General features: G+C 69.8%; 23 protein-coding genes and 1 pseudogene. 14 read left to right on the top strand and 10 right to left on the bottom strand.

Annotated elements, in window-relative coordinates:
* Positions 1 to 171: 171 nt before the first annotated feature.
* Positions 172 to 2,007 (top strand): NHL domain-containing thioredoxin family protein, encoded by a 1,836-nt coding sequence (locus tag ACIBBB_RS26065; protein WP_398985992.1) that lies wholly within the window; start codon positions 172 to 174, stop codon positions 2,005 to 2,007.
* Positions 2,008 to 2,054: 47 nt separating this feature from the next.
* Here ACIBBB_RS26065 and ACIBBB_RS26060 read toward each other — a convergent pair whose 3' ends face one another.
* From ACIBBB_RS26060 to ACIBBB_RS26050, 3 genes are all read right to left on the bottom strand, one after another.
* Entirely contained in the window at positions 2,055 to 2,264 is a 210-nt protein-coding gene (locus ACIBBB_RS26060) for a DUF6458 family protein (RefSeq protein WP_398985990.1), read from the bottom strand.
* 89 nt (positions 2,265 to 2,353) lie between these two features.
* Positions 2,354 to 3,658 (bottom strand): M18 family aminopeptidase, encoded by a 1,305-nt coding sequence (locus ACIBBB_RS26055; protein ID WP_398985988.1) that lies wholly within the window; start codon positions 3,656 to 3,658, stop codon positions 2,354 to 2,356.
* Between the two features lie 234 nt (positions 3,659 to 3,892).
* Positions 3,893 to 5,719: an acyl-CoA dehydrogenase gene (locus ACIBBB_RS26050; protein ID WP_398985986.1), complete on the bottom strand. Its 1,827-nt coding sequence runs from the start codon at positions 5,717 to 5,719 to the stop codon at positions 3,893 to 3,895.
* 174 nt (positions 5,720 to 5,893) lie between these two features.
* Between ACIBBB_RS26050 and ACIBBB_RS26045 the strand changes: the two genes are divergently transcribed.
* From ACIBBB_RS26045 to ACIBBB_RS26035, 3 genes are all read left to right on the top strand, one after another.
* Complete coding sequence (locus tag ACIBBB_RS26045; protein WP_189106118.1) at positions 5,894 to 6,358, top strand: SseB family protein; 465 nt, start codon at positions 5,894 to 5,896, stop codon at positions 6,356 to 6,358.
* Positions 6,359 to 6,591: 233 nt separating this feature from the next.
* On the top strand, positions 6,592 to 7,545 hold the full coding sequence (locus tag ACIBBB_RS26040) for a pirin family protein (protein ID WP_398985984.1): 954 nt from the start codon (positions 6,592 to 6,594) through the stop codon (positions 7,543 to 7,545).
* 163 nt (positions 7,546 to 7,708) lie between these two features.
* The gene (locus tag ACIBBB_RS26035; protein ID WP_398985982.1) at positions 7,709 to 8,770 is read left to right on the top strand and encodes an AI-2E family transporter; all 1,062 of its coding nucleotides are present in this window, start codon (positions 7,709 to 7,711) and stop codon (positions 8,768 to 8,770) included.
* A gap of 26 nt (positions 8,771 to 8,796) precedes the next feature.
* Here the strand turns inward: ACIBBB_RS26035 and ACIBBB_RS26030 are convergent, their stop codons facing one another.
* Positions 8,797 to 10,938, bottom strand: coding sequence for a SpoIIE family protein phosphatase (locus ACIBBB_RS26030; RefSeq protein WP_398985980.1), 2,142 nt, complete (start codon positions 10,936 to 10,938; stop codon positions 8,797 to 8,799).
* 190 nt (positions 10,939 to 11,128) lie between these two features.
* On the opposite strand from ACIBBB_RS26030, the gene aspS reads away from it, so the two are divergent.
* From aspS to ACIBBB_RS26015, 3 genes are all read left to right on the top strand, one after another.
* Entirely contained in the window at positions 11,129 to 12,892 is a 1,764-nt protein-coding gene (aspS, locus tag ACIBBB_RS26025) for an aspartate--tRNA ligase (RefSeq protein WP_398985978.1), read from the top strand.
* Between the two features lie 121 nt (positions 12,893 to 13,013).
* Positions 13,014 to 13,520 carry a hypothetical protein gene (locus ACIBBB_RS26020; protein ID WP_398985976.1) on the top strand — a complete coding sequence of 169 codons (507 nt, stop codon included), beginning with the start codon at positions 13,014 to 13,016 and terminating at the stop codon, positions 13,518 to 13,520.
* A 10-nt stretch (positions 13,521 to 13,530) separates the two neighbouring features.
* Positions 13,531 to 14,352 carry a L,D-transpeptidase family protein gene (locus ACIBBB_RS26015; RefSeq protein ID WP_398985974.1) on the top strand — a complete coding sequence of 274 codons (822 nt, stop codon included), beginning with the start codon at positions 13,531 to 13,533 and terminating at the stop codon, positions 14,350 to 14,352.
* Positions 14,353 to 14,434: 82 nt separating this feature from the next.
* On the opposite strand, the gene metG is transcribed toward ACIBBB_RS26015, so the two are convergent.
* A complete protein-coding gene (metG, locus tag ACIBBB_RS26010) occupies positions 14,435 to 16,048 on the bottom strand; it encodes a methionine--tRNA ligase (RefSeq protein ID WP_398985972.1) in 1,614 nt (537 codons plus the stop codon).
* A gap of 163 nt (positions 16,049 to 16,211) precedes the next feature.
* Here metG and ACIBBB_RS26005 point away from each other — a divergent pair, with 163 nt between their 5' ends.
* The 3 genes from ACIBBB_RS26005 to ACIBBB_RS25995 are packed head-to-tail and all read left to right on the top strand — an operon-like array spanning position 16,212 to position 18,493.
* Positions 16,212 to 16,871: a response regulator transcription factor gene (locus tag ACIBBB_RS26005; protein WP_398985971.1), complete on the top strand. Its 660-nt coding sequence runs from the start codon at positions 16,212 to 16,214 to the stop codon at positions 16,869 to 16,871.
* Positions 16,868 to 17,989 (top strand): ATP-binding protein, encoded by a 1,122-nt coding sequence (locus tag ACIBBB_RS26000; protein WP_398985969.1) that lies wholly within the window; start codon positions 16,868 to 16,870, stop codon positions 17,987 to 17,989. Before ACIBBB_RS26005 ends, ACIBBB_RS26000 begins: the two co-directional genes overlap by 4 nt.
* Before the next feature lie 60 nt (positions 17,990 to 18,049).
* On the top strand, positions 18,050 to 18,493 hold the full coding sequence (locus ACIBBB_RS25995; RefSeq protein ID WP_398985967.1) for a GNAT family N-acetyltransferase: 444 nt from the start codon (positions 18,050 to 18,052) through the stop codon (positions 18,491 to 18,493).
* Here the strand turns inward: ACIBBB_RS25995 and ACIBBB_RS25990 are convergent.
* Positions 18,468 to 18,956, bottom strand: a complete 489-nt coding sequence (locus ACIBBB_RS25990) for an HIT family protein (RefSeq protein ID WP_398985965.1) — start codon at positions 18,954 to 18,956, stop codon at positions 18,468 to 18,470. The two genes, ACIBBB_RS25995 and ACIBBB_RS25990, sit on opposite strands and share 26 nt — an antisense overlap.
* Here ACIBBB_RS25990 and ACIBBB_RS25985 point away from each other — a divergent pair.
* The gene (locus ACIBBB_RS25985; RefSeq protein WP_398985963.1) at positions 18,955 to 19,401 is read left to right on the top strand and encodes a DUF6210 family protein; all 447 of its coding nucleotides are present in this window, start codon (positions 18,955 to 18,957) and stop codon (positions 19,399 to 19,401) included. The genes ACIBBB_RS25990 and ACIBBB_RS25985 overlap by 2 nt on opposite strands.
* Here ACIBBB_RS25985 and ACIBBB_RS25980 read toward each other — a convergent pair.
* From ACIBBB_RS25980 to ACIBBB_RS25970, 3 genes are read right to left on the bottom strand one after another with little or no spacing between them, the layout of a single operon-like run.
* A complete protein-coding gene (locus ACIBBB_RS25980; RefSeq protein ID WP_398985961.1) occupies positions 19,388 to 19,579 on the bottom strand; it encodes a DUF397 domain-containing protein in 192 nt (63 codons plus the stop codon). The genes ACIBBB_RS25985 and ACIBBB_RS25980 overlap by 14 nt on opposite strands.
* Positions 19,539 to 19,994: a DUF5753 domain-containing protein gene (locus ACIBBB_RS25975; RefSeq protein ID WP_398985959.1), complete on the bottom strand. Its 456-nt coding sequence runs from the start codon at positions 19,992 to 19,994 to the stop codon at positions 19,539 to 19,541. Before ACIBBB_RS25975 ends, ACIBBB_RS25980 begins: the two co-directional genes overlap by 41 nt.
* A 7-nt stretch (positions 19,995 to 20,001) precedes the next feature.
* Positions 20,002 to 20,175, bottom strand: a complete 174-nt coding sequence (locus tag ACIBBB_RS25970; protein ID WP_398985957.1) for a helix-turn-helix domain-containing protein — start codon at positions 20,173 to 20,175, stop codon at positions 20,002 to 20,004.
* Positions 20,176 to 20,296: 121 nt separating this feature from the next.
* On the opposite strand from ACIBBB_RS25970, the gene ACIBBB_RS25965 reads away from it, so the two are divergent.
* From ACIBBB_RS25965 to ACIBBB_RS25955, 3 genes and pseudogenes are all read left to right on the top strand, one after another.
* The gene (locus ACIBBB_RS25965; protein WP_398985955.1) at positions 20,297 to 20,479 is read left to right on the top strand and encodes a hypothetical protein; all 183 of its coding nucleotides are present in this window, start codon (positions 20,297 to 20,299) and stop codon (positions 20,477 to 20,479) included.
* 35 nt (positions 20,480 to 20,514) lie between these two features.
* Positions 20,515 to 20,733, top strand: a complete 219-nt coding sequence (locus tag ACIBBB_RS25960; RefSeq protein WP_398985953.1) for a hypothetical protein — start codon at positions 20,515 to 20,517, stop codon at positions 20,731 to 20,733.
* Positions 20,734 to 20,816: 83 nt separating this feature from the next.
* Positions 20,817 to 21,102 (top strand): annotated as a pseudogene (locus ACIBBB_RS25955) (RraA family protein); the annotation flags it as partial.
* 66 nt (positions 21,103 to 21,168) lie between these two features.
* Here the strand turns inward: ACIBBB_RS25955 and ACIBBB_RS25950 are convergent.
* A complete protein-coding gene (locus ACIBBB_RS25950) occupies positions 21,169 to 21,651 on the bottom strand; it encodes a peptidoglycan-binding domain-containing protein (RefSeq protein ID WP_398985951.1) in 483 nt (160 codons plus the stop codon).
* Positions 21,652 to 21,912: the final 261 nt, after the last annotated feature.

Here is a 21,912-nt window from a genome sequence, read left to right as displayed (position 1 = left end):
TTCGACGACACGACCTGGCGCCCCCGCACCCGCGCGGACGCACGCACCCGTCCCCGGCGGGCGTGGCCCGAGCGGTACGCGGTAGCCCGTACACCTGGCTTCTCTTGGGGAGGCGACCGGGGACGGCGACCACGAGGTGGCGTTGTCCGAGCCGGATGGCACCCTGGAACCATGAACGACGCCTCCGCCTCAGCACCCCCTCCCGCCCCTCGCCGCCGTGCCCGTGTCCGTGCTCCCGAGCTGGTCGGCAAGGGCGGCTGGCTGAACACCGGAGGCAACGCGCTCACCCTGGCCGACCTGCGCGGACGCATCGTTCTGCTCGACTTCTGGACCTTCTGCTGCATCAACTGTCTGCATGTCATCGACGAGTTGCGCGAGCTGGAGCAGAAGCACAGCGACACCGTGGTTACCATCGGCGTCCACTCACCGAAGTTCGTCCACGAGGCCGAACACGCCGCCGTCGTGGACGCCGTCGAGCGGTACGAGGTGCACCACCCCGTCCTGGACGATCCGGAGCTGGCGACCTGGAAGCAGTACGCGGTACGGGCCTGGCCCACGCTCGTCGTGATCGACCCCGAGGGGTACGTCGTCGCGCAGCACGCCGGCGAGGGGCACGCGCACGCCATCGAGAAGCTGGTGGAGGAGCTGGAGGCGGAGCACGCCGCGAAGGGCACGCTGCGGCGCGGTGACGGGCCGTATGTGGCGCCCGAGCCGGTCGCCACCGACCTGCGCTTTCCCGGCAAGGTGGTCACCCTGGACTCGGGGAACTTCCTGGTCTCCGACACCACCCGGCACCAGCTCGTCGAGCTGGCGGCAGACGGCGAGAGTGTCGTACGGCGGATCGGCGGCGGCGAGCGCGGCTTCGGGCCCGAGTCGTTCAACGAACCGCAGGGGCTCGCCCAGCTGCCGAACGGCCGTATCGCCGTCGCCGACACCGTGAACCACGCCGTCCGCGAGTACAACCCCGCCTCCGGTGCCGTCGAGACCCTCGCCGGCACCGGCCGGCAGTGGTGGCAGGGCTCGCCGGCCCACGGGCCCGCGCTCGACGTGGCGCTCTCCTCGCCGTGGGACGTGGCCTGGTGGAACGACCGGTTGTGGATCGCGATGGCAGGGGTGCACCAGCTGTGGACGTACGATCCGAATACCGGCACCGTCGGAGTCGCGGCCGGGACCACCAACGAGGGGCTGGTCGACGGGCCCGCCGCCGAGGCGTGGTTCGCGCAGCCGTCCGGGCTGGCCGCGACCGATGACCGGCTGTGGGTCGCCGATTCCGAGACCAGCGCCCTGCGGTACGTGGAGCGGGACGGGGACGGCTTCGCCGTCCGGACCGCCGTCGGGACCGGGCTCTTCGACTTCGGTCACCGCGACGGCCCCGCCGGCCAGGCCCTGCTCCAGCACCCGCTCGGCGTGACCGCGCTGCCGGACGGCTCGGTCGCCGTCTCCGACACCTACAACCACGCCCTGCGCCGCTACGACCCGGCGACCGGCGAGGTCACGACGCTCGCCACCGATCTGCGCGAGCCGTCCGGCGCGGTGCTCGTCGGTGACGACATCGTCGTGGTCGAGTCCGCCCGGCACCGGCTGACCCGGCTGCGGCTGCCCGACGAGGCCGTACGCGTCGAGTCGGTCGCGCACCGCACGCGGCGCGCCGCGACCGATGTCGCGCCGGGCGCGCTGCGGCTCGACGTGGTCTTCGAGGCGCCCAAGGGGCAGAAGCTGGACACCCGTTACGGTCCCTCGACCCGGCTCCTGGTCTCCGCCACCCCGCCGGAGCTGCTGGCGGAAGGCGCCGGTGCCGGGACCGAGCTGGGGCGTGAGCTGGTGCTGTCGGACGGCGTCACCGAGGGCGTGCTGCATGTCTCGGCGATGGCCGCGTCCTGCGACGACGCGCCGGAGATCGAGTACCCGGCGTGCCATGTGCACCAGCAGGACTGGGGTGTGCCCGTACGCGTCACCCAGTCCGGCGCGGCCCGGCTGGGTCTGGTGCTTGCCGGACTGGACGCCTAGGGCTGCCGGCTCGCCGGCTCGCAGGGGTTGAGGGCGCCTACCGGCGCCTACCGGTGGTCGCGTTCGATGACCGTCGGGGGTGCGACGACCGCGCGCCGGCGCTTCGCGATGCTCGTGAACGTCGCGATGCCGATGAGGCCGACCGCCATGAGGATCACCCCGACCAGGTCGAGGTTGACGCTCTCGGCCTCCCAGTCCGTCGCGAAGGTGAGGATCGCCCCCACCGCGATGAGTGCGATGCATCCGCCTATGCCCATGAATCCCGCCTCCTGTTACGACTGGTGGCCATTCCCGGGCCGCTTATGCGGGTACCCGGCCCCGGAACACCCATGCAGGAGAAGGGAATTCAGCTCTCCAGGAACGCGGCCAGCGCGTTCGCCAGCAGGAACGGGTCGTCCGCGCCGCACAGTTCACGCGCGCTGTGCATCGAGACGATCGCCGCCCCGATGTCGACCGTCTTGATGCCGTGCCGGGCCGCGGTGATCGGGCCGATGGTCGTGCCGCAGGGCATCGAGTTGTTCGAGACGAACGTCTGCCACGGCACCCCCGCCCGCTCGCAGGCCGCCGCGAACAGCGCGCGCCCGCCGCCGTCCGTGGCGTACCGCATGTTGACGTTGACCTTGAGGATCGGGCCGCCGTTGGCACGCGGGTGGTGCGTCGGGTCGTGCCGCTCCGGGTAGTTGGGGTGCACGGCGTGCCCGGTGTCGGAGGAGAGGCAGACCGTGCCGGCCAGGGCCCGCGCCCGGTCCTCGTACGAACCGCCGCGCGCCAGAACCGAGCGCTCCATCACCGTCCCCAGCAGGGGCCCGTCGGCGCCGGTGTCCGACTGCGAGCCGCTCTCCTCGTGGTCGAAGGCGGCGAGGACCGGGATGTACGGCAGCTTCGTACCCGAAGCGGCGGACCCCGCGACGGCGGCCAGCGCGGCCGTACCGGCGTGCACCGACAGCAGGTTGTCCATCCGCGGCCCGGCGACCAGTTCGCGGTCGCGCCCGAGGTAGGCGGGCGGCTCGACGGAGTGCGGCATCAGGTCCCAGCCGGTGATGTCCGACGCCTCGGCCCCGGCCTCCTCGGCGACGAAGCGGATCAGGTCGCCCTCCTCGACCTCGCCGAGCCCCCAGATCGGCTGCATGTGCCGTTGCGGGTTGAGCTTCAGACCGTCCGTGTTGACGCCGCGGTCCAGATGTACGGCCAGCTGCGGTACGCGCATCAGCGGCCGGTCCACGTTGACGAGCCGGTGGCTGCCGTCGCGCAGGGAGATACGGCCGGCCAGCCCGAGGTCCCGGTCGAGCCAGGTGTTGAGCAGCGGCCCGCCGTACACCTCGACGGCGACCTGCCGCCAGCCGTACGCACCGGTGTCCGGGATCGGCTTCACCCGGAGGTTGGGGGAGTCCGTGTGCGCGCCGACGATCCGGAACGGCGTGTGCGGCTCGGCCCCTTCCGGGACGTACCAGGCGAGGAGCGCCCCGCCGCGCAGGACATACTTGCCGCCGGTGGTCCCCTCCCACGCGTCCGTCTCCTGGACCTGCCGGAAGCCGGCCTTCTCCAGGCGCTCGGCCGCGCTCGCCACCGCGTGGTACGGCGTGGGGCTGGCTGCGAGGAAGGTCATCAGGTCGTCGGTGTGGCCGCGGTCGAAGCGGGCGGATCTGCTCATGGGATCACCATAACGAGACGGCCGCCGGCGCCTCGGACCCGGACGGCGGACCATGCCTGTCCGGTACACCGACATCCCCGTACACCGAAATCTCCCTATACCGAAATCGCCTGGCACCGACGTCGCCCTGCACCGACATCACCGGTACGGCGAAGAACCCCGGACCGGACAGCGAAATCGCCGGACAGGCCGTCATCGGCCCGTCCGGCGATCGAAGAAGACCCGCTCACCGCATCAGAAGGCGGCTTCGTCCAGCTCCATCAGCGAGTTGTCGACCGACTCGGCCACCGCGCGCTCCACCGTGACCCCCGGCAGGACGCTCGCCGCGAAGAACTTCGCCGCCGCGATCTTGCCCTGGTAGAAGGGGACGTCCTTCGCGGACGCCGTCTCCAGCTTCTCCACGGCCACCGCCGCACCGCGCAGCAGCAGATAGCCGACGACGACATCGCCCGAGGCCATCAGCAGGCGGGTGGTGTTGAGGCCCACCTTGTAGATGTTCTTGACGTCCTCGGCGGTGGCGGAGAGGTCGGTCAGCATCCTGCCGACGATCGCCTCCAGGTCGACGGCCGCCTTGGCGAGCGCGTCACGGGCCGGCGCCAGCTCGGCGCCCCCCGTCCCGACGGCGAGGAACTGCTTGATCTCCTCGGACAGCGCGTTCAGCGCCTGCCCCTGGTCACGGACGATCTTCCGGAAGAAGAAGTCCTGGCCCTGGATGGCGGTGGTGCCCTCGTAAAGAGTGTCGATCTTGGCGTCGCGGATGTACTGCTCGATCGGGTACTCCTGGAGATACCCGGAGCCGCCGAGCGTCTGGAGCGACTGGGCCAGCTGCTCGTACGACTTCTCGGAGCCGTAGCCCTTCACGATCGGCAGCAGCAGGTCGTTCAGCGCGTGGTCCGCCTTGACGTCCTCGCCCTCCGCCTCCTTCTTGGCGATCTCGTCCTGGAGGGAGGCGGTGTAGAGCACCAGCGAGCGCATGCCCTCGGCGTACGCCTTCTGCGTCATCAGCGAGCGGCGTACGTCCGGGTGGTGCGTGATGGTGACCTTGGGCGCGCTCTTGTCCATGAACTGCGAGAGGTCCGGGCCCTGGACGCGCTCCTTCGCGTACTCCAGCGCGTTCAGATAGCCCGTCGAGAGCGCGGCGATGGCCTTCGTGCCGACCATCATCCGGGCGAACTCGATGATCATGAACATCTGGCGGATGCCCTCGTGCTTGTCACCGATCAGCCAGCCCTTGGCGGGGTGCCGGTCGCCGAAGGTCAGCTCGCACGTGTTCGACGCCTTGAGGCCCATCTTGTGCTCGACGTTCGTCGCGTACGCACCGTTGCGCTCGCCCAGCTCGCCGGTCTCCCAGTCGAACTCGTACTTAGGTACGAGGAAGAGGGACAGGCCCTTGGTGCCGGGTCCCGCGCCCTCGGGGCGAGCCAGCACGTAATGGAGGATGTTGTCCGACATGTCGTGCTCGCCGGAGGTGATGAACCGCTTCACACCCTCGATGTGCCAGGAGCCGTCCTCCTGCTGGACGGCCTTCGTCCGGCCGGCGCCCACGTCCGAGCCCGCGTCGGGCTCGGTGAGCACCATCGTGGAGCCCCACTGCTTCTCGACGGCGATCTCGGCGATCTTCTTCTGTGCCTCGTTGCCCTCCTGGAAGAGGATGCCGGCGAAGGCCGGGCCCGAGGTGTACATCCAGATCGCCGGGTTGGCGCCGAGCAGCAGCTCCGCGTACGCCCAGATCAGGGAGCGGGGCGAGGTGGTGCCGCCGATCTCCTCGGGCAGGCCGAGACGCCAGTACTCCGAGTCCATGAAGGCCTGATAGCTCTTCTTGAAGGAGGCGGGCACGGGAGCGGTGTTGGTCTCCGGGTCGAAGACGGGAGGATTGCGGTCCGCGTCGGCGTAGGAGGCGGCCAGCTCGGACTCGGCGAGCTTGGTGACCTCGGAGAGAATCGTCTTGGCTGTCTCGACGTCCATCTCCGCGAACGGGCCCGAGCCGTACAGCTTGTCGCGCCCGAGGACCTCGAAGAGGTTGAACTCGATGTCGCGGAGATTCGACTTGTAGTGCCCCATGGCGACGGCTCCGTAAGCGGTTGGGAGGCAGATTCCTCGTACGCGTATCAGTAGTGGCTCCGATGATGCTACCCGTCGGTAATAAGATGCAACCCCTACCGGACATCTGTGACGAGGACGACGAGGAGCCCATGCGGCCCATCGGCGGGCCTTTTCCTCAGTAGTCTTGGCGGCATGTACGGCTACGACCAGAACGCTGGCCCTCAGCAGCAGTACGCACCCCCGCAGCAGCCGATGGGCGGCGGCGGATACGGGGAGCAGCCGCTGTACCCCGAGCCGTCCCCTCCCTCGCTGGCGGACGCGGTGCGGGCGTTCACGACCGGGTCGCTCTCCGCCGAGGACTTCCAGCAGATCTTCGCGACGTCGAAGGTCTACTGCCCGCGCGGTGACAACCCCGGCTTCCTGGCCCTGCACAACACCCAGCAGCCGGTCATCCCGATGTTCAGCACGCTCAAGGAGCTGCGGCGGTACGCGGGCAAGGAGTCGAAGTACTTCGTGATCACGGGTGCCGAGGTGATCGATCTGCTGCCGACGGGGTACGGCTTCGTGATCGACATGGAGGGTGAGCACCGGATGGTGTTCGACGCCAAGGCCGTGGAGCAGATGGTGGACTTCGCGATGCGGCGGATGTACGGCTGACGGCTGCGCGGCTGACGGCTCGCGGATGTACGGCTGGCGGATGTACGGCTGAACCGTTGTGCGGCTAACCGGGCTTACCGCCTGCGGCCGCACCGCTGACGGCTGCGCGGCTGAACCCCGGCCGGCGCCGGATCTCTCTGCGTGAAGCGCGTGACACGCGTGCGGAATACCGGCTGCCTTGTCAGATGTTCACCGTTCAACTAAATTGGAGCCAGAAGCCGAGGAGGCCCCCAATGCCCGCTGTGACCGTCGAAAACCCACTCACCCTTCCCCGTGTCACGGCGGCCGCCGACGCCGTCGCCCGGCCCGTTCTCGCCGTGTCCACCGCACCCGGTGGCTTCGAGGGCGAGGGCTTCCCGGTGCGCCGGGCGTTCGCGGGGATCAACTACCAGCACCTCGACCCGTTCATCATGATGGACCAGATGGGCGAGGTGGAGTACGCGCCGGGAGAGCCGAAGGGCACCCCCTGGCACCCGCACCGCGGCTTCGAGACCGTGACCTACCTGATCGACGGCACCTTCATCCACCAGGACAGCAACGGTGGCGGCGGAACGATCCGCAACGGCGACACGCAGTGGATGACGGCGGGCTCCGGCCTGCTGCACATCGAGGCGCCGCCGGAGTCGCTCGTGATGTCGGGCGGTCTCTTCCACGGCCTCCAGCTCTGGGTGAACCTGCCCGCGGCCGACAAGATGATGGACCCGCGCTACCAGGACATCCGCGGCGGCCAGGTGCAGCTCCTGACCTCGCACGACGGAGGCGCGCTGCTGCGGGTGATCGCGGGCTCGCTGGACGGGCACGAGGGGCCGGGCGTCACGCACACGCCGATCACGATGATCCACGCGACGGTGCGGCCGGGTGCCGAGGTCACGCTGCCGTGGCGCGAGGACTTCAACGGTCTCGCGTACGTCCTGGCCGGCCGAGGCGCGGCCGGTCCCGACCGGCGGCCCGTGCACATGGGGCAGACGGCGGTCTTCGGCGCCGGGTCGTCGCTGACGGTCCGCGCGGACGAGTCCCAGGACTCGAACACGCCGGACCTGGAGGTCGTCCTGCTGGGCGGCCGGCCGATCCGGGAGCCGATGGCGCACTACGGTCCGTTCGTGATGAACAGTCACGCCGAGTTGAAGCGGGCCTTCGAGGACTTCCAGTCCGGCCGGCTGGGCACGGTGCCGGCGGACGCCGCGTAAGTCGGTCCGACCGGGGTGGGGCCCTCTCGCCCCACCCCGGTCGCGCACCCCGCCGCGATCCGCCCCGCCGCGATCCGCCCCGCTCCACCTGTGAGTGACACTCCGTCACCCACCCGGCCCCATCCGTGGGGCCCAGGCCCGGACGGCATGGTCGGGTGGGCGGATGGAGAACTCGCGCGGGGGTCCGCCCGGCGTGCTGCCCCCCGAGGTCTGGCGGGTGGGTGCCTGGTGCGCCGTCGTGCTGCTCGTCGCCGGTGTCGTCGCCGTCGGGGTGTGGATCGTCATCACCTTCAAGACGGCCGTCACCCCCGTACTGCTCGCGATCCTCGGGGCCGCGCTGCTCGGCCCCCTCTACCGGCGACTGGTCGCCATGAGGGTGCCCAAGTCCCTGGCAGCCGGGGTGACCTGTCTGGCCGTCGTCGCGGTCGTCGGCGGAGCCGGATACGTCGTCGTCACCGCGCTCATCGAGACCGGCGACCAGATCGTCGACTCGCTCAAGCAGGCCGGGCGGGACCTCAGCAAGCAGTTCGGGGCCGCCGGGACGTCGCTCGACGACATCGCGTCGAACGCGAGGAACCTGCTTGGCAAGTTCGGCGGTACGGCCGCCTCCGGCGTGATCACCGGGCTCAGCGTCGTCGGCGAGCTGATCGCCACCGCCGTCCTCGCGCTGCTGCTGATCTTCTTCTTCCTCAAGGACTCCGACCGGGTCGCCGGCGCGCTGCGCTCCGTCGCCCCGCGCCGTACCGGCGACGTGGTGGAGGCGATGGCACGGCGGGCGTACGGGGCCGTCGAGGGCTTCATGCGCGGTACGACCTTCATCGCGTTCATCGACGCGATCTGCATCACCGTCGGCCTGCTGATCCTGCGAGTGCCGGGCGCGGTGGGGCTGGGGGCGCTGGTGTTCGTCGGCGCGTACATCCCTTACCTGGGCGCGTTCCTGACCGGCGCCGTCGCGGTGCTCGTCGCGCTCGCCGACCGTGGCGTGGTGATCGCGCTGTGGGCGCTCGGGGTCGTGCTCGCCGTGCAGGTCCTGGAGGGCCATGTGCTCCAGCCGGTGATCCAGAGCCGTACGGTGCAGATGCATCCGGCGGTCGTGATGCTGGCGATCACGGCGGGCGCGAGCGTGGCGGGAATCCTGGGAACGCTGCTGGCGGTCCCACTGACGGCGGCGGCGTTCGGAGTCCTGTCGGAGATCCGCGAACGGTACGAGACGAGCACCCCGTGACGGGGACCACAGGGGCGTGACCGGGGTCAGCCCGCGTCGCCCTCTTCGTAGATCTCGAACCAGATCGACTTCCCCTCGCCCCGCGGGTCCACCCCCCACGCGTCCGCCAGCATCTCCATCAGCACCAGGCCCCGGCCGCTCGACGCCAGCTCGCCCGGCTTGCGCTTGTGGGGGAGTTCGTCGCTCGCGTCCGCGACCTCCACACGCAGACGGCGTTTGCCCCGCTCCCCCGCCGCCTCCGCGATCAGCACCGCGTCGCCGTCCGTGTGGAGGAGCACGTTCGTGGCCATCTCGGAGACCATCAGCACCGCCGAGTCGACCTGTTCCTCGTCCCGCCAGTCGTGCAGCAACTCCTTCAACTGCCCTCGCGCGGCCGCGACCTGCTCAGGTTCGGCCTGGGAGATCGTCAGCACCGTACGGCGCGGGTGCGGTCGTGCCGGTACCGCCGGTGCGATGTCCCGCGAGAGCAGCATCAGCGCGATGTCGTCCTCGCGGCGGTCGGCGAGCGGGCCCGTCGTGTAGTGCGAGCCGGGGCCGTGGACCGCGTCCACCAGCGCGTCGGCGAGCTTCTCCAACGACGCGCCCGTGTTGTTCTCCAGCACCGGCCGCAGCCGCGTCCAGCCGCTCAGCATGTCGTGGCCGCCGGTCTCGATCAGCCCGTCGGTGCAGAGCATCATCGTGTCGCCGGGCTCCAGGACGACCCGGGTCGTCGGGTAGTTCGAGTCCGCCTCGATGCCCAGCGGCAGCCCACCCGCCGTCTGCCGGATGATGGCCGTGCCGTCCGCCGAACGGATCACCGGGTCGGGATGCCCGGCCCGTGCGATGTCGAGCGTGCCGGAGTCCGGGTCGACCTCCATGTACAGGCACGTCGCGAAGCGCGCCAGGCTGTACTCGGGGTCCTCACCGTCCTCGTCCTCGGGGGACGTGAGGCCGTGGGGGACCGAGAACTCGTACATGCCGTGCAGAAAGCGCGACGCCCGTGCCAGCACGGCGTCCGGCCGGTGCCCCTCGGCGGCGTACGCGCGCAGGGCGATCCGCAGCTGCCCCATCAGGCCCGCGGCCCGTACGTCGTGCCCCTGGACGTCCCCGATGACCAGGGCCACCTTCCGGCCGCCGGGCAGCGGGATCATGTCGTACCAGTCGCCGCCCACCTGGAGCCCGCCGCCCGTCGGCACATAGCGCGCGGCCACGCTCATCCCCGGGATTTCCGGCCCCAGCGTCGGCATCATCGAGCGCTGGAGTCCCAGCGACAGCTCGCGCTCCGTCTCCGCGACATCCGCGCGCACCAGCGCCTGCGCGAGCATCCTGGCGACCGTCGTCAGGATGGACCGCTCGTCGGGCGTGAACGTCACCGGGTTCTTGAAGGCCGCCATCCAGGCGCCCATCGTGCGCCCGGCGACGATCAGCGGCACGAAGGCCCAGGACCGGCGGCCGAAGCCCCGCACCAGCGGCCAGGTCGCGGGGTAGCGGTCCTGGTAGTCCTTGGGCGTCGGCAGATAGATGGCCCGGCCGGTCCGTACGACCTCGGCCGCCGGGTAGTCCGTGTTCACGGACATGTTCGTGAAGGGCCCCTCCGCGCCGTCCGGGTGACCGTGGTGCCCGATGATCGTCAGATGCTCTCCCTCGATGCCGAAGACGGCGAGCCCGTCGAGGGAGAAGCCCGGCATCGACAGCGACGCCGCGACCCGCAGCACCTCGGCGGTGGAGCGAGCCTCGGCGAGCGCCCGGCCGGCGTCGAGGAGGAACGCCTCGCGTGAGCGCCGCCAGTCGCCCGCGACGGGGCTCTGGCCGGTCAGCGCGCCCGCATGGGGCGCGACGATCTCCTGAACGGTGCCGATCAGCTCGTAGTCGTCGCCGTACTCGTGCTTGCTGACGAACGGCTTCGAACGGGACCTGATGGTACGGATCACCTCCCCGTCCTCGCCCACGACCCGCACATGGGCCTCGGCGAGCGTCCCGTCGGCGACCGCGAGGCGCACGATGCCGTAGCTCTCGGCCCAGTCGACCGGATGCAGGCGCGCGCGCATGGCCCCCTCGCTGAGGACCGTCGGCTCGGCGGGCAGCCCGAACAGCCGCGCCGCCTCCGCGTCGAGGGTGATGTATCCGGTCGCGTTGTCCCAGCGCCACAGACCGGTCGCGATCGCGGCCAGTACCTCATCGCTGCGCATTGCACCACTTTAGACCGGTACGGGTCGAGAGTGCGGTGTCAAGCAGCCGTGCGGGTGGCCGGGCGCCGGGCCGGGGCGGGGACCGGCCGGGCGGGCAGACCCCGTAAACGCGGGGGAAGCGCCCTTGGCCCTGCCGGTAACCTGGTGCGGCCAAGCCCACCCGCCAAGAGCTAAGACTGGATGAACGACGATGCATCGGTACAGGTCCCACACCTGCGGCGAGCTCCGCGCCTCTGACGTCTCCACCGACGTCCGGCTGAGCGGCTGGCTGCACAATCGTCGAGACCTGGGCGGCATCCTCTTCATCGATCTCCGCGACCACTACGGTCTCGTCCAGCTCGTCGCCCGCCCCGGCACCCCCGCCAACGAGGCGCTCTCCAAGCTCACCAAGGAGACCGTCGTCCGTATCGACGGCAAGGTCTCCGCCCGTGGCGCGGACAACGTGAACCCGGATCTGCCGACCGGCGAGATCGAGATCGAGGTCGGCGAGGTCGAGGTCCTCGGCGCCGCCGGCCCGCTGCCGTTCACGGTCAACACCGACGACGGCGTCAACGAGGAGCGACGGCTCGAATACCGCTTCCTCGACCTGCGCCGCGAGCGCATGCACCGCAACATCCTGCTGCGTACGGCCGTCATCTCCGCCATCCGGCACAAGATGACCGCGCTGGGCTTCAACGAGATGGCGACCCCGATCCTGACCGCGACGTCCCCCGAGGGCGCCCGCGACTTCGTGGTCCCCTCCCGGCTGAACCCGGGCAAGTTCTACGCGCTGCCGCAGGCCCCCCAGCAGTTCAAGCAGCTGCTGATGATCGCCGGCTTCGACCGCTACTTCCAGATCGCGCCCTGCTTCCGCGACGAGGACGCCCGCGCCGACCGCTCGCCCGGCGAGTTCTACCAGCTCGACGTGGAGATGTCCTTCGTCGAGCAGGAGGACGTCTTCCGGCCGATCGAGAAGCTGATGACGGAGCTGTTCACCGAGTTCGGCGGCGGTCGCGAGGTCACATCCCCCTTCCCGCGCATCCCGTTCCGCGAGTCGATGCTCAAGTACGGCAACGACAAGCCGGACCTGCGGGCCCAGCTGGAGCTGGTCGACATCTCGGACGTCTTCGAGGGCTCCGAGTTCAAGGCGTTCGCGGGCAAGCATGTGCGCGCGCTCCCGGTGCCGGACACGGCCGGCCAGTCGCGGAAGTTCTTCGACGGCCTCGGTGACTACGCGGTCGAGCAGGGCGCCAAGGGCCTCGCCTGGGTGCGGGTCGGCGAGGACGGCACACTGGCGGGCCCGATCGCCAAGTTCCTCACCGAGGACAACGTCAAGGTCCTCACCGAGCGCCTCTCCCTCGTGCCCGGCCACGCGATCTTCTTCGGCGCGGGCGAGTTCGACGAGGTCTCGAAGATCATGAGCGCGGTCCGCGTCGAGGCGGCCAAGCGGTCCGGCCACTTCGAGGAGGGCGTCTTCCGCTTCTGCTGGGTCGTGGACTTCCCGATGTACGAGAAGGACGAGGAGACCGGAAAGATCGACTTCTCGCACAACCCGTTCTCCATGCCGCAGGGCGGCCTCGAAGACCTGGAGACGAAGGACCCGCTGGACATTCTGGCGTGGCAGTACGACATCGTCTGCAACGGCATCGAGCTGTCGTCGGGCGCGATCAGGAACCACGAACCGGAGCTGATGCTCAAGGCGTTCGAGATCGCGGGGTACGACCGCGAGACCGTCGAGCACGAGTTCGCGGGCATGCTGCGCGCGTTCCGCCTCGGCGCCCCGCCGCACGGCGGCATCGCGCCGGGCGTCGACCGCATCGTGATGCTGCTCGCCGACGAGCCCAACATCCGCGAGACGATCGCGTTCCCGCTCAACGGCAACGCGCAGGACCTGATGATGGGCGCGCCGAGCGAGCTGGACGAGGCGCGGCTGCGCGAGCTGAACATCCAGCTCCGCAAGCCGGTCGCGAAGTAGCCGCGCAGCTGTCATTCGTTCGGCAGGGGGCCCGGAACCGTACGGTTCCGGGCCCCCGCGCGTGGCGTCTTCTTGCCAAGGGGCAACCTGAAAGCCCCTCCGGCACGTTGACCGGTCGTGGATGACCGAACAGATTGGCGAGGGGGACGAGACGATGGACCCGGGCGACGGCGACTTCGAGGCGTTCGTCTCCGCTCGCGGGCCGCGACTGCTCCGGGTGGCCTGGCTGTTGACGGGCGACGCGCACCTGGCGGAGGACCTGCTCCGGACGACGCTCGCCGAGGTGTGGCCGAGGTGGCACCGGATCTCGGGGGAGCGGCCGGAGGGCGTACGTACGCCGGACCCGCCCACCCTCCCCGCGCCGGCGGAGCCCTCGGTGCTCTGCCGCAAGCTCATGGGCACCGAGGAGTACAGCGTCCTGCTCGCGGGGCCGGGCCCCGCCGGCGACATAGGCATCCAAGTCAGTGTCTGCGCGGCCGGGGCGGGGGCGAGTTCCCCGATCCTCGGCGACGTACGCGCCATGATCGCCGGTGCGGACTGTCCCGCCTCCGGGCTGTATCCGGAGCCCAGCAGGGCTCCGACCACCCATGCCCAGGAAACCGGGGGGACAGACGCCCATGCGAACTGAAAGGTCACACATGTCTCACCGGGTACGCCCGCACCAAGTGGCCGCCCTCCTCCTCGCCGGCGGCCTGCTGCTCAGCGGCTGCGCGGGCGGGCTCGGCGGCGGGTTCGGGGGCGGCGGAGGATCGTCCGTCCCGACGGCGGTGGACGACAAGGGCGCGGGCGGCGACGAGAGCGACGGCGCACGCGGTGGTCTGGGGCGGGCGGTGCCGGACGCGGCGGCCGAGCAGCGGACCGTACGCCCCAGGGAGATCCCGTCACTCGGCCCGAAGACCCGGTCGCGGATCCCCGAGTCCTCGCGCCAGGCCGTCGTGGTCACGGGCGACGCCCCCGACTCCAACCGCGCCACCCTGGTCCTCTACGAGCGGGACCCCGTCGAGGGCTGGCGGTCGGTCTCCGACCCCTGGCCGGCGCACAACGCGCTGAAGGGCTGGACCGACGACCACCGGCAGGGCGACCTCCGCAGCCCGATCGGTGTCTTCGGTCTGACGGACGCGGGCGGCCGGCTGCCGGACCCGGGGACGAGACTCCCGTACGACCGGGGCCCGGCCTTCACGCTGAGCGGCGTGGGCTTCGAGGGTGAACCGCTGGCGGGGTCCTTCGACCATGTGGTGGCGATCAACTACAACCGCGAGCCGGGCACCACCCCACTGGACTGGACGCGCCCGCTGGGCGCGTCCAGGGGCGGCGGCATCTGGATCCATGTGGACCACGGCGGCCCGACCCAGGGCTGCGTCTCGCTCCCGATGAAGCGGATGAAGGACCTGCTGCGCTGGCTGGACCCGTCGAAGCACCCGCGGGTGGTGATGGGCGACGTGTCGTCACTGGGCCGCTGACGGAGTCGGCTCGCGACAGCGCCGGACGTGCCGCACACGCGGCCCGTCCGGCGCTTGAGAACAACTCCGGAATCCCCAGCGGCTACGCCGGCTTCTCCTCCAGGCGCGGGAACAGCACCGCGCCCTTCGTCACCGTCGTGCCCGCCGGGAGCTGTCCCCACGTGCCCGCGTCCTGGACCCGCTGGTCCGCCAGCGCGCCCAGCACGGCCTCCGCGCCCAGCGAGTCCCACAGCTTCTGCGACGTGTCCGGCATCACCGGGTTGAGCAGCACCGCGACCCCGCGCAGCGCCTCCGACGCCGTGTACAGGATCGTCGCGAGCGCCGCCTGACCCTCGGCGGACGTGTCCTTCGCGACCTTCCAGGGCTCCTGCTCCGTGATGTAGCCGTTGACCTGCTTCACGAAGTCGAAGATCGCCAGGATGCCGCCCTGGAAGTCCAGCTCCTCGCCGATCTTCCGGTCGGCCTCGGTGACCGCCTTGATCAGCCCGTCCCGTACGGCCTGCTCCGCGACCCCACCGGACGTCGTCTCCGGCAGCGTGCCGCCGTAGTACTTGCCGACCATCGCCGCGACACGCGACGCGAGGTTGCCGTAGTCGTTGGCCAGCTCGGAGGTGTAACGGGCGGAGAAGTCCTCCCAGGAGAACGAGCCGTCCTGCCCGAACGAGATCGCCCGCAGGAAGTACCAGCGGTACGCGTCCACGCCGAAGTGCGAGGTCAGATCCTGCGGCTTGATGCCGGTCAGATTCGACTTGGACATCTTCTCGCCGCCGACCATCAGCCATCCGTTCGCGGCGATCTTGCCGGGCAGCGGCAGGCCCTGCGCGAGCAGCATCGCGGGCCAGATGATCGCGTGGAAACGCAGGATGTCCTTGCCGACGAGGTGGACGTCGGCGGGGAAGGTCTCCTCGAACTTCGCCGGGTTCTCGTTGTAGCCCACGGCTGTCGCGTAGTTCAGGAGCGCGTCGATCCACACGTAGATCACATGCTTCTCGTCCCACGGCACCGGCACGCCCCAGTCGAACGTCGACCGGGAGATCGACAGGTCCTGAAGCCCCTGCCGGACGAAGTTCACGACCTCGTTGCGCGCGGACTCCGGCTGGATGAAGCCCGGGTTGGCCTCGTAGTGCTCCAGGAGCCTCGGGCCGTACTCGCTGAGCTTGAAGAAGTAGTTCTCCTCCTTGAGGATCTCCACCGGCGTCTTGTGGATCGCACAGATCTTCAGACCCGCGAACTCACCTTCGCCGTCGAGCAGTTCGCCCGGGAGTTTGTACTCCTCGCAGCCCACGCAGTACGGGCCCTCGTAGCCGCCCTTGTAGATCTCGTCCTTGTCGAACAGGTCCTGCACGAACTCCTGGACGCGGTCGGTGTGGCGCTTCTCCGTCGTCCGGATGAAATCGTCGTGTCCGATATCCAGGTGTTCCCAGAGAGGCCGCCACGCCTCGTCGACGAGCTTGTCCGCCCACTCCTGCGGGGTGACACCGTTCGCCTCGGCCGTGCGCATGATCTTCTGACCGTGCTCGTCCGTGCCGGTGAGATACCACACCTTCTCGCCCCGCTGGCGGTGCCAGCGGGTGAGCACGTCGCCTGCGACGGTCGTGTAGGCGTGGCCCAGGTGAGGAGCGTCGTTGACGTAGTAAATGGGGGTGGTGACGTAGTACGCCCGCCCACCCTGCTCTTCGGATCCAGTGGCGGCCATGGTCGAAATCCTAACGGCCCGGCACAGCTCCCTTCACCTCGGTCAAACCTGAGAGTGTGCTTAAAGAGTGTGGGTTCGACACAACCTATTCCCCCGGCACACGCATCTTTAGAGGGAGAAGGACGACACCCGTGCGCTGCCGCGCGGGGCGGGAAGGGTCAACATGCGCGTGCTGGTCGCCGAGGACGAGGAAATCCTGGCCGAGCTGATCGCCACCGGGCTGCGGCGGGCCGGTTTCGCCGTCGACACCGTCTACAGCGGGGACGCCGCCCTCGCCTATCTCGGACTGCACGACTACGACGTCGTCGTCCTCGACCGCGACCTCCCCCGCGTCCACGGCGACGACGTCGCCCGCAAGCTCGTCGCCGACGGCTCCCGGACCCGGATCCTGATGCTCACCGCGTCCTCCTCCATGGAAGAGCGCGTGAAAGGGCTCGACCTGGGCGCGGACGACTATCTGGGCAAGCCCTTCGAGTTTCCCGAGCTGGTCTCGCGCGTGCGCGCGCTGCGCCGACGCAACGCGCGCGCGTTACAGCCCACTCTGGAGCGGCGCGGTGTGCGGCTGGACACCGTGAGCCGTACGGCGGTGCGCGACGGCAAGGCACTCGACCTCTCCGTGAAGGAGCTGACCGTGCTCCAGATCCTGCTGGAGGCGGACGGCGAGGCGGTGACCACGCAGCAGCTGCTGGAGCGGGCGTGGGACGCGCAGACCGATCCGTTCTCGGGTGTCGTACGTGTCTGCGTGGGGGAGCTGGGCGCCAAGCTCGGCGATCCGGCGCTGATCCGGCCGGTGGAGCTGGACGGAGGCGGTTACGTCCTGTGACGGGTGCGATCAGGGAACGGATCGCTCTCGTCTACGGCGCGGTCTTCCTCGTCCTCGGCGGCTGCCTGCTCACGGTCGTGAACCTGCTGTCCAGCGCCGGTACGCAGACCGAGGCCGCCGAGATCGCGGCCCGCGTCGTACCGGCGCAGCCGCCGTCGTCGGGCAACGGTTACGTCCTCACCAAGGAGGGCCAGCTCGCGCCCGTCACCGTGTACCAGCTCACGGACAACGTCAGCGAAGCCGCCTCGGACGAGCTGATGTTCTGGTCGGTGGGGGCGCTGGTGGTGATGGCGCTGTGCGCGGTCGCGGTCGGCTGGTGGACGGCGGGGCGGGTGCTGCGGCCCGTGCACGCGATGACGGCGAAGGCGCGGCTGCTGTCCGAGCACAACCTCCACGAGCGGATCGGGTCGACCGGCCCCGACGACGAGCTGAAGGAACTGGGCGACACGCTCGACGAGTTGCTCGGCCGGCTCCAGAGGGCCTTCGACAGCCAGCGGCGCTTCATCGCGAACGCCTCCCACGAGCTGCGTACACCGCTGGCCACGCAGCGCACCGCGATCCAGGTGGGCCTCGCGGGCGCGGGCTCGCCGGACGAACTGGCCCGTACGAGGGAGCTGCTGCTCGACAACAACCGCCGCAGCGAGCAGCTCATCGAGGGCCTGCTGGTCCTGGCGCGCAGTGAGCGGGAGGTCGAGGACCAGGAGGAGATCCACTGGGGCGACCTGGTGACGGAGGAGTCGGCCCGGCACGGGCTGGCGGTGACGGTGACGGAGCCGGGCGGTGTACGGGGCAACCGGGCGCTGCTGGACCGGCTGGTCGGCAATCTGCTGGCCAACGCGCAGGCGTACGGGAAGGGCGAGGTGGACGTCTCGGTCTCGGGAACGACCCTGACCGTCCGCAACGACGGCCCCGACATCGCTCCGGAGGACATCCCGGCCTTCTTCGAGCCCTTCCGCCGTGGCGAGGGCCGCGACCGTATGGGCCCGGGGGCGGGCCTGGGCCTCTCGATCGTCCGCTCGATAGTGACGGCCCACGGCGGCACGGTGACAGCGCGGCCCGGGGGCGAGGGCGGCGGCCTGTCGGTACGGGTGGAGCTGCCGCCGTCGGGTGCGGCGTAGTCGATGTCCGAAGGGTGGAAATGTCTGCTCGCGCGCGTGCGCCTTTGCTAGACAGCCACCATGAGCAAGGTCAAGATCCGTACCGCGAGCCCCGCCGAGGTCCCCGCCCTGCTGGCCTTCTGGGCCCGGTCGGCCGAGGGCGCCAGCATCACCGACGACGTGGCAGGGGTCACCCGTCTCATCTCCCGTGACCCGGACGCGCTGCTGGTGGCCGAGGCGGACGACGGCGCCATCGTCGGCACGGTCATCGCCGGTTACGACGGCTGGCGCTGCCATCTGTACCGCCTGGCCGTCGACCCGGACCGGCGCCGCCGGGGCATCGCCGCCGCGCTGCTCGCCGCCGCGCACGAGCGCTTCGTCGCACTCGGCGGCCGACGGGCCGACGCCATGGTCCTGGACCACAACGAACTCGCCCACCACGCCTGGCGCGACGCCGGCTACCAGTCGCAGCAGCAGTGGAGCCGCTGGGTCAAACCGCTCAGCTTAGCTCCGCCCGCAGACTGATGACCAAGGCGGCGATCTCGGCGGGGGTCGGCGCCAGAACCCCGTTCTCCGCCATGAGCGCGTGATACTGCTGCCGCTCGGGCGGCACACCCGGCGGCAGCGCGGCGATGTGCCAGTGGAGGTGGGAGTTGGCCTGTTGGCTGCCGAGTGAGAGCAGATACGTACGCTCCGGGCGGAGTACGTGCTCCACGGCGAGCGCGACGCGCCGTACGACGAGCATGAGCCGGGTGTACGCCGCCTCGTCCAACTCCCGTACGACATGCTCCACATGCGCCTTGGGTGCGACGAGTACCCGGCCGGGGAGAGTGGGCCAGCGATCGAGGAAGGCGATGTGGGCGTCGTCCTCGTAGACGGTCTCGTGGCGGTAGCCGGGCTCCCCACGCAGGAACGCGCAGACGAAGCAGGGCCCGTCGCGGGCGCGTTCTTCGTAGGCGGCGAGATCCATGTTGGAGACTTCCCCCATGGCCACTTCCCCCACTTCCCGATTTGTTTTCATCGACCCCGACGGTACGGGCGGTGACTGGGCCCACGTCGTGGTCGCAGCGCCGACCGGTGTTTTCTATCAGCAGGAGTACGGCGGCACTTCGCGCCGTCAGGGCCAGGCGGAGGGCTACCTCGTCCCCATGTCCGGGACATCCGGCGAGATCGAGGCGGTCGCCGCGGTCTTCGAGCCGTTCCGGGGCGGCGGGGCCGGAGGCCATGTCTGGGAGGGCGCGCGGTTGGACGCCCTACGTGCGGCCGTCGGCGCCGTCAGATTCTGGGCGTGCGACGGCAGCGCCGAGCGCCCGCACCCCCTGCGGCTCGACGAGTCCCGCCTGCCCGAGGCCGACGACGCGTGGCTGCCCGTGCACACGCCCGACGGCCCCGGACTCCTGGTGTGGTCGGCCAGACGGGTCAGAGCGAGTTGAGGAAGTCGCCCCAGGCGGCGGGAGTGAGGAGGAGCACCGGGCCGGTGGGGGTCTTGCTGTCGCGGACGGGGATGACACCGGGGTAGCCGTCGGCTACCTCGACGCAGTTGCCGCCGTCGCCGTTGCTGTAGCTGGACTTACGCCACTGGGCGATGCTCAGGTCGAGTCGGGGACGCATGGTTGTTCTCCTCCATCAATCGCTCGATGAACGCCACGGAATCCCGGGGCGACAGGGCCAAGTCCCTCAGTAGATCGTAGGACAGCCGTAGTTTCTCGACCTCTGACGGATCTTCGATCAGCTTCCCCGAGTGGGCGTCTTCCGTGTACGACACGGCCTTGCCGTCCGGAAGCCAGAGGACGGTGAGGGATGTGCCCAACAGGCCGTGTGGCCCTGCATCAAAAGGCAACACCTGAAGCGTGACGTTTGGCAACTGGCTGGTCTCCAAGAGGTGTTCCAATTGCCGCGTCCACTCCTTGGGGTCCCGGGTCTTGCGCCGTAGTACGGACTCGTCCAGGACCGCGCGGAAGTGAGGGGCATCCTCCCGCCGCAGCAAATCTTGTCGTCCCAGCCGCGCGGCGATCTCTTCTGTCAAGTCGTGTTCATCCCGCGCGCGCCCCCGTCTCAAGCCTGTGCAGATACGCACGGTCATAAGTCGTCTCCTCGCCCAACGCGGCCAGTGACATCCCCGACTCCTCCCGCAACCGCGCCAGTTCCTTCGCGAGCATCTGCCGTGCCGACGGCCTCTGACCTGGGTTCGGCTTCCGTGCGCCCATGACAACTCCCCTGTGTCCAACGGCAACCCGGCTATGGCCAAGCCCTTTTGGACACGGCCTCATCTGCCGATTCTTGATGCACGGAATGTAATTGCGCAATGACGGAAGGTGCATCCCTCTCATGTTCGAACCAGAGACTCGAACACCGTCCCGTGTCTCCGCCGATGTGGCCGAGTTGGACGCGGTCGTGCACAGCGGCGGCTTCTGGCGGCTCGTGCCGGACTCCGTCCCCCGTCTGTACGCACCGGTGACACCTGAGCTGCTGCGGCGCGTTGAACAAGGGCTGAAGCGGGTCGCGGAGTGAGCGGCAGCGGCGCGCGGCGGGTTCTGTCCCGGTTGATGAGTACGTTCGGTACGGATGGGGTGCTGGTGGTGCGGAAAATCGACGGCAACGCCGAAGGCGACATGGAACAGCTCCTCGGGCCGGGCGCGTCGCTCGCGTGGCCCAAGTGCGAGTGCGGCAGCCCCAAGTGCCCGGACTACGTACCGCCCGTGTCGACGTTGAGCGCGCGTCTGGCGGAGCGTAACCAGCACAGTCGGCGAGGGCGCCTTGAGTAGTCTCGGCTGCATGAGTGGCGTCAGTGGATACCACGACATTTCCCCGACCACGCTCGCCGACCTTCTGGGCCGCGAACAGGTACGTCGCGCAACGGCGCGGAATCGCGGGGTTCGTTCTCGACGGGGTGATCCGTGACCTGGCCGAGGTGCGCGAGATGGGCTTTCCCGTCTTCGCGCGGGGCGTCATTCCCATCCCGGGGTCCAAGGCGGCGGCTGAACCGCTGAACCGTGACGTGCGGTGCGGCGGAGTGACGGTGCACGCGGGCGAAGCCGGCCAAGGAGGCGGCGGAAACCCTGGACGAGTGGGAGGCGGCGCACCGGGCCCGTATCGACAAGATCCTTGCCGAGCACGACGCCGAGTCGGCGTAGCGGGCCGCCGGGGGCCCGACCCCGCTGACCTCCGGCAGGGAGGTCAGCGTCGACGGGCGTCGTGGTCTAGAACGGCGGGTTGTAGCACATGATGAACTGAACGCTCCCGTCATCGGGATCGCGGTAGTAGTCCGGCCACAACATCTTCTGACGGGTCGTCGGCCCGTAGACGCCGTCGGCGCTCACGCCGAGGCGGTTCGCCTGGAGCCACTCGACGGCATCCACCGTGCCGGTGCCGTAGGTACCGTCCGCCCCTCCGGTGGCGCGGATCCGGTCTGCGGCGTAGGTGCCGCTGTAGCAGCGAATGATCGCCGTCTGTAGTGCCTTCACGGCGTTCACGCTGCCCGTCTGCCACTGCATGTAGCAGTTCAGGCCGTTACCGGTGCGCGCGGGAACCGTGTAGTAGTTGTTGACGGCCAACCCGTCGGTGCGCTTCACCGCCGTGTTGCACGGACCGTAGGCGGCGTGGGCCTGTGTGGTCATCACCGGGCTGGCGTTCAGGCCGGCGGCGAGGAGGAGAGCCGCACCCCCCAGCACTCCGATCCGCATGCGGAGCGTCGTGGATACTCGTTGCACGGTGCAGTCCTTCTGGTCGGTGATGCCGTCTCCATGACGGCTTCGCCCATGGACTTTAGGGTCGTTGTGGGCTTTGGACTGTGTCGTGCGTGCAGGGAGCTTTGTCGGTGGTGCACAGTTTCGGCTCGGCTTCGGCTCGGCGCCGCTTCAGGCGTGTAGCCCTTGCGTGTGCTGGGCGAAGCTGTTGTGCTGCGTGAGGGGATCGCGCCGGGCTGATGTCGGGAACGGGCCGTG

Source organism: Streptomyces sp. NPDC051217 (genome assembly GCF_044455465.1).
GTDB lineage: Bacteria > Actinomycetota > Actinomycetes > Streptomycetales > Streptomycetaceae > Streptomyces.
The sequence above is the reverse complement of the archived record's forward strand: the minus strand, read 5'-3'. Positions and strand labels throughout refer to the sequence as shown.

Bases quoted from the DNA above. Each gene is read 5' to 3' on its own strand.
- ACIBBB_RS26065 (WP_398985992.1), top strand. From the start codon at position 172: ATGAACGACGCCTCCGCCTCAGCACCCCCTCCCGCCCCTCGCCGCCGT.
- ACIBBB_RS26060 (WP_398985990.1), bottom strand. From the start codon at position 2,264: ATGGGCATAGGCGGATGCATCGCACTCATCGCGGTGGGGGCGATCCTC.
- ACIBBB_RS26055 (WP_398985988.1), bottom strand. From the start codon at position 3,658: ATGAGCAGATCCGCCCGCTTCGACCGCGGCCACACCGACGACCTGATG.
- ACIBBB_RS26050 (WP_398985986.1), bottom strand. From the start codon at position 5,719: ATGGGGCACTACAAGTCGAATCTCCGCGACATCGAGTTCAACCTCTTC.
- ACIBBB_RS26045 (WP_189106118.1), top strand. From the start codon at position 5,894: ATGTACGGCTACGACCAGAACGCTGGCCCTCAGCAGCAGTACGCACCC.
- ACIBBB_RS26040 (WP_398985984.1), top strand. From the start codon at position 6,592: ATGCCCGCTGTGACCGTCGAAAACCCACTCACCCTTCCCCGTGTCACG.
- ACIBBB_RS26035 (WP_398985982.1), top strand. From the start codon at position 7,709: ATGGAGAACTCGCGCGGGGGTCCGCCCGGCGTGCTGCCCCCCGAGGTC.
- ACIBBB_RS26030 (WP_398985980.1), bottom strand. From the start codon at position 10,938: ATGCGCAGCGATGAGGTACTGGCCGCGATCGCGACCGGTCTGTGGCGC.
- aspS (WP_398985978.1), top strand. From the start codon at position 11,129: ATGCATCGGTACAGGTCCCACACCTGCGGCGAGCTCCGCGCCTCTGAC.
- ACIBBB_RS26020 (WP_398985976.1), top strand. From the start codon at position 13,014: ATGACCGAACAGATTGGCGAGGGGGACGAGACGATGGACCCGGGCGAC.
- ACIBBB_RS26015 (WP_398985974.1), top strand. From the start codon at position 13,531: ATGTCTCACCGGGTACGCCCGCACCAAGTGGCCGCCCTCCTCCTCGCC.
- metG (WP_398985972.1), bottom strand. From the start codon at position 16,048: ATGGCCGCCACTGGATCCGAAGAGCAGGGTGGGCGGGCGTACTACGTC.
- ACIBBB_RS26005 (WP_398985971.1), top strand. From the start codon at position 16,212: ATGCGCGTGCTGGTCGCCGAGGACGAGGAAATCCTGGCCGAGCTGATC.
- ACIBBB_RS25995 (WP_398985967.1), top strand. From the start codon at position 18,050: ATGAGCAAGGTCAAGATCCGTACCGCGAGCCCCGCCGAGGTCCCCGCC.
- ACIBBB_RS25985 (WP_398985963.1), top strand. From the start codon at position 18,955: ATGGCCACTTCCCCCACTTCCCGATTTGTTTTCATCGACCCCGACGGT.
- ACIBBB_RS25990 (WP_398985965.1), bottom strand. From the start codon at position 18,956: ATGGGGGAAGTCTCCAACATGGATCTCGCCGCCTACGAAGAACGCGCC.
- ACIBBB_RS25980 (WP_398985961.1), bottom strand. From the start codon at position 19,579: ATGCGTCCCCGACTCGACCTGAGCATCGCCCAGTGGCGTAAGTCCAGC.
- ACIBBB_RS25970 (WP_398985957.1), bottom strand. From the start codon at position 20,175: ATGGGCGCACGGAAGCCGAACCCAGGTCAGAGGCCGTCGGCACGGCAG.
- ACIBBB_RS25965 (WP_398985955.1), top strand. From the start codon at position 20,297: ATGTTCGAACCAGAGACTCGAACACCGTCCCGTGTCTCCGCCGATGTG.
- ACIBBB_RS25960 (WP_398985953.1), top strand. From the start codon at position 20,515: ATGAGTACGTTCGGTACGGATGGGGTGCTGGTGGTGCGGAAAATCGAC.
- ACIBBB_RS25950 (WP_398985951.1), bottom strand. From the start codon at position 21,651: ATGCGGATCGGAGTGCTGGGGGGTGCGGCTCTCCTCCTCGCCGCCGGC.